The sequence below is a fragment of the Magnetococcales bacterium genome (genome assembly GCA_015231925.1).
Taxonomy (GTDB): Bacteria; Pseudomonadota; Magnetococcia; order Magnetococcales; family JADGAQ01; genus JADGAQ01.
This window is the reverse complement of the sequence record JADGAQ010000243.1, coordinates 1-5,172: the sequence shown is the minus strand read 5'-3', so window position 1 is coordinate 5,172 and position 5,172 is coordinate 1. Positions and strand designations below refer to the sequence as shown.

Sequence of the window (5,172 nt, the reverse complement as noted above, 5' to 3'; positions counted from 1 at the left end):
GTTCTGGGCATCAGCGTCGTTGTAATCCTGCCAAGCAGCGTTCATGTTCATGGTGTGATCTCCTGGTATCGTCAGTTGGAAGCAGAGTTGGCGGTCTCGGCGGGGGCCGGTTGACCGTATTCAAGGCGTTCATGGATGGGGCGCACCGGGCCGCTGATCTTGGTCATGAGGCGGCCCAGATGGGGTTCCTCCACCATGGCGAGGCGTCCTGAGCGATCCTTGGCTGGAAACCCCCAGGGGTTCATGGTGTGGCAGACGAAGGCGCGGTACAGTTGACCGCTTTCGGTCGGCAATTCCGCCATGGTGATGACCTGATCGACGATGCCGGGCAGCTCCAGTCCAGTCTTGGAACCTTCGATCTGAGGCGCGAAGAAGCGGCGGTTGAAGTCATCCACCTTCTCGTCCAGGATGCCGACGAAGAGGATGTTCTTTCCCCGGGTGTGCTGAAGGTGGGTCAACCAGGCGATCATCTCCTGGCCATGCAGACCATAGGCCCCGCGCAGGTCGGGCTTGCCGGTCTTATCCGAGAAGGCTTGCGGCTGGCCCTTGCACCAGTGAAAGCAGAGCCGCCCGGCCACGGTGAGGCTGTCCACGAAAATGGTCTGGTATTTGTTCAGCACCGCCGGATCGCCGAACTGCTGGCAGACGGCATCGTAGTGTGCCTGGGAAAAATACTGGTCGTTGCGCAGGGCAGGGTTGGGGCCGCCGATGAAGACGGCGAAGTCCCGGCACTCATCCCAGGTACGGGGGCGGATGGTGTCGCCGGGCCAGCCCTCGACCGCCAGATCCCCGGCTTCCAAGTCGAAGAAAAGGGTTGTCTCCGGGTCCAGGGTCCAGAGCTGGGAGGTTTTGCCGATGCCCGACTTGCCGAAAATGCAGGCCTTGATAGCAACCCCCAGGTGTGGAGGCGAACCCCTCGGAGGTGAAGAGGGAGGTAAGGTATGTGCAGAAAAAAACTTGAAGGGTGCAGGAACTTGCCACCGGAGGAGGGACACCGGGATTGGAGAAGCAGGACGCAATCATGAGAACCTGAGAAACAAAAAGGGTCGCATGAAGGCGACCCGAATGTTTTGTTATCTAAGGAGTGTACTATCGGGAAGGCCAGTTATCGGGGACGAGTTTATTCCCTTCGTCACTCCAATCCGCAACGTGATTGATGTCTTTAACGTGCCCCCACACGCCCCCCATTGCATGATCAAGGACAAGTACCTGGGGTCGATAGGGTTGCTCCTCTTCCTGAACAACCCGACCAAAGGCGGAATAAATTTTCTTTAAGGCTTCGATAGAAACGTCCAGGGAAAACTCTGAACGTTTCTCAATTAGCTCTTCGGCATTATAACGCTGAGTCAGTTCTCTTGGATAATTCAACTGGCTAGGTTGATCGAATACAATAAAACCAGGAACTGGCGAATTGTTATCCCGGAAGAAACGATGCAAACCCAACAATAAGGCTACATGGTATCCGACCCAGTTGGCCCCGCTGCCAATGGCCCACAATGGGTCTTCCCGGTCGTCAATCAGAATGCTTATCATAAGATCTTTAATCTTAAGTTTAATTGGGGCTGCTGGATTTTCAATCTGCAAGTTTGAAACCAACTCCCCTGTAAGGAAGGAAATCCTCTCCAATGCATTAGTCATGCCTTGCTCAGAACGCCTGATATCACTAACAAGGGAGTTAACAAGATTTCTGATCCGTTCAATCTCCCCGTTCAAATTATTATCCTCCTGGGCAGTTTCGTAACCTGTTATGGCTTGGCGCAAGGCACCAATGAATTGATTTAGGGCAGCCGTAGTGAAAGAAGATTCACTCTCCTTATCGGATTTGCGATCCAATAGCTTCAATTCATCCCGTATGACTGCCAATTCTTTCGCCAGTTCGTCAGTTCTCTTTTTGATTTCGTGATAGTGTTTTAGGTAGAGAGCAGGGGGCTCACTTGGGAGTTTACGGGATTCCTGTTCCATAGATTCCAAAGAAGCACAAAGCTCTTCAAGTAAATTGTGGGTAGCACCAAACGCATTTTCGCTTTTACACAGCGGACAAATGGATATATCCTTGTCACTAATCGCCTTATATCGCTTTCGCAGCTGGCTGGACAGTTGTAGGCGACTGTGTTGAACCTCAATGGCTCTTCGGTATCCTTGGGACGCCTCCCGCAATCCATCCATATTCTGAATTCGTCGTTTGAAATCCGTCAATTCCGCATCCTTACTTCTCTCCTCTTGCTCCAAGTCAATTTTGCGTCTGCTTAATTTTTCAACCCGTGATGAGGATAAATCAACACCACTGAGAGCGTCACTAATCACTCGCCGTAAACGGTCTATTTTGGATGGAGCATCCTTGAGGATGGTTTCACTTGGGTCCAATAACCCCCGTACTCGAGCATCGGATAACCACCGATCCAGTTCCCTCTGGAACCCCTCAGCCTCATTATTTTTTTGTGTGAGAAGTCGTTCTTTTCCCCTGAGTTCTTTTTCCGCTTCGACCAGACGCCATCGTGCATCAAGAACCCTGGCGTTTTCTGCGCCCAAAGCAAATGGAAATACGCGCTTGAGCCGTTCAGTATGAATGGCCGTGTCAGTGCGATAGAATAATACACGGGGGTTAGCGATAAGATATTGAGGCTGGAAACAAAATCCAACCAGATCCCGAAAACTGGAACGATTTTCCGATGCCTCTTCAGGGTCGATTGGACCATCTCCAAGTTTCACGAGATTGTCAAGATGGTGAACGACATTATTCCTGCTGGCGTTCTTGTGTGGGGTAACATTAGAAATTTTTATCTCTTCTCCTTCCAGGATCAGCATGTTTTCGCTGCCGCCCTTGTTGTCGCCTTGGTCTTGGCGAGCCAGCAAAAGTTCCCCCCGGTTGGTTTTAACCCGTACCCCATACCACGCGCACTTGTTACGGATAGGTCCAACTGGGATGCGGGCTTCGGATGAGCCCAAGCAATAATCTAAAATGGAAATTACAGCTGACTTTCCGGAACCGGAAATGCCCGTAATAATGTTCACCTTGCCCGGCTCGAAGCGAAGCTGTTTAGGTGGAATTAAAGGATCATGAGGCCACAGGATCAGTTCTAGAATGTCGAAGCGCATCAGAAATAGACCTTGAGATGGAGTGAGATATCAGAGAGAGAACGTCCTTGACATAACCTTCCAAGTTTTCTTGCAGTATTTAGCATGGGGCGCACCCGTTCAGGGATATTTGCAGTATTTAAGGCTGGTCGTCTTGAGACAATCACTCCTTGTTCGGAATCGAAGATTAGCAAACCGCAGGCAAGAGCCATCGCCAGGGAGTCCATGCTTAAATTTCGGGAAGACTCAACCATTTTATGAAGCAAATAGACGTCACTTTGTAATTTTTCTCCCAAACCTAACAATCCAGATGGTTGATTCGTTGCTTTTATTTTTTTCGCGGTTGATTCATGCAGAGCCAAAGGGATGGGAAGGAAAATCATAGGGTAAGTAACAAGCTCTTCTGTTTGTCTTCCGTCTTCACAGCCATCTACAAAACTTCGTTGAATGACCGCGCCGAGAGCAGGATTGTGCATAATATGTGTAATATAAGAGAGGGTTCTCACGTTGCGTCGTCCTCGGGCATGTACTCACTGGGAAGTAATCTTAGATAATCAGGATGCCAGCCCAATTTTCGTTTGTTTGATAAATCATGATAGACCCCGGGAATGAATCGAACTCCTTCGCTAATAATTTTTCCATCCAAAGAAATTTGTAGCTTCTTGCATTCAAGATAGGTGCTCTGTCCTTGCGAAATCTCATCTGACGGATGAGCCAGTTTGCTTCTTTTATTGTTATCCCTCCATCGCTCCATCAAACTCTGATGGAATTTATCAAACGTTTGACCATCTATGGTCCCCTTCTCAGACCAATCGGTAATATCAGCATATGCCCAGAGATAATGTTTGGCTGCTTCAAATTTTTCATCTTCATAATCAATTAAATCCAACTGCCTAAGAAAGATTGGTTGTGCAGATACAGTGCTGTCGACATCATCCGGATTTGGCGGGTTGGTAAATGAGTTGAGAATCCGGTTGTCTCGCAAATTGAGGGTGATTTCTCTTAATCGAGTTCGGAACAATTTTACCGGTATTATGGCATAGGAACCACCCTGTTCCAGTTGCTTCATGATTTCACTTTTAACCCACCCGCTACAGGCTTCAAACACTAATTTTGCTTCGGATAAATCAAGACTCTGGTTTGCTTTCTGAAATAATTCAAAAACCTCAACCGATGAGTCTCCGCTGCCTGTTTCGAGTCTGAAACTCTCAATTAAGAGCAATACATTTTCTTCATGCTCCTTACTCAATATTTTATCGATGTATTTTTTGATGTTAGACTTCGGAGGGTTCTGATGAAATGTGTTACGAATTATTTGTAATTGTTTTCCTGAATTTTCTCTTGAATTGGCACCATGCAAGCCGTTTGCAATCATTCCGGAAACATTTTGCAGGACCGACAAGATGAACCTAGTGTTAAGAGGGGTTAGCCTCCCCTCAATGATTGCGTTGAGCCAATTATAGAAGGTCTTCCATAAATCAACGGATCGGTCTGCAACGGGATTCCCTGTTGTGCTGCTTTTATCCTCTTCTGTGGTGACCGAACCATCGTCCTTTTCAACGGCAACATCCCCTAATTTCTCAAACGCAACCACATCTCCTGGCTGGCTGCTTAAAAGCCAGAAAAGACATCGTCTTTCTTGGTAATAATACCCAAGAGCCTGACCGCCAGCTGCCGTATTCGATATGGGCATCACTCATTCCGTAGGGCATTGCGCTGTGTGTTTAGGTATTTTTAATCACTAATTAATAAGTATCAGAAATTATCGAAAAAATCAAATTAATTTCACGGCAGAGTTCCCGCTTTCCTGTCCACCGACCAACGCCTGGACGAGGTGGCCTTCATCCTCGCCGCCGGGGTACGTCGACTGCTGGAAATGAGAAAAACGGAGAATATTCCACTGGATAAGTCGCCAACCATACGCCCTTATGGTCGAAAAAACAACCAGGGGAGAAAGGGCATGAGCGGTATCAACGTGATCAAGCAGGTGGCGGCCCTGCCGGGCATGACCACCGCCGACCTGAAAGGGATGTGGAAGGAGTTGTGCCAGTCGGAGCCGCCGCCCTACAACCGGGCCTTCCTGGTGAAACGGCTGGC

The 5,172-nt window shown here is 48.7% G+C and carries 5 protein-coding genes; 1 reads left to right on the top strand and 4 read right to left on the bottom strand.

Going from position 1 to position 5,172, the window contains the following annotated elements; translation table 11 throughout:
• Positions 1-71: 71 nt before the first annotated feature.
• From HQL56_17995 to HQL56_17980, 4 genes are all read right to left on the bottom strand, one after another.
• A complete protein-coding gene (locus HQL56_17995; GenBank protein ID MBF0311410.1) occupies positions 72-899 on the bottom strand; it encodes an ATP-binding protein in 828 nt (275 codons plus the stop codon).
• Between the two features lie 190 nt (positions 900-1,089).
• Complete coding sequence (locus HQL56_17990) at positions 1,090-3,096, bottom strand: DUF3732 domain-containing protein (protein ID MBF0311409.1); 2,007 nt, start codon at positions 3,094-3,096, stop codon at positions 1,090-1,092.
• Complete coding sequence (locus HQL56_17985; protein ID MBF0311408.1) at positions 3,096-3,581, bottom strand: hypothetical protein; 486 nt, start codon at positions 3,579-3,581, stop codon at positions 3,096-3,098. Before HQL56_17985 ends, HQL56_17990 begins: the two co-directional genes overlap by 1 nt.
• Positions 3,578-4,768: a hypothetical protein gene (locus HQL56_17980; protein ID MBF0311407.1), complete on the bottom strand. Its 1,191-nt coding sequence runs from the start codon at positions 4,766-4,768 to the stop codon at positions 3,578-3,580. Before HQL56_17980 ends, HQL56_17985 begins: the two co-directional genes overlap by 4 nt.
• Before the next feature lie 267 nt (positions 4,769-5,035).
• On the opposite strand from HQL56_17980, the gene HQL56_17975 reads away from it, so the two are divergent.
• The coding region (locus HQL56_17975) for a DUF2924 domain-containing protein (GenBank protein MBF0311406.1) at positions 5,036-5,172 on the top strand (137 nt) is incomplete at its 3' end.

Coding starts and splice junctions, on each gene's coding strand:
- HQL56_17990 (MBF0311409.1), bottom strand. CDS start 3,096: ATGCGCTTCGACATTCTAGAACTGATCCTGTGGCCTCATGATCCTTTA.
- HQL56_17980 (MBF0311407.1), bottom strand. CDS start 4,768: ATGCCCATATCGAATACGGCAGCTGGCGGTCAGGCTCTTGGGTATTAT.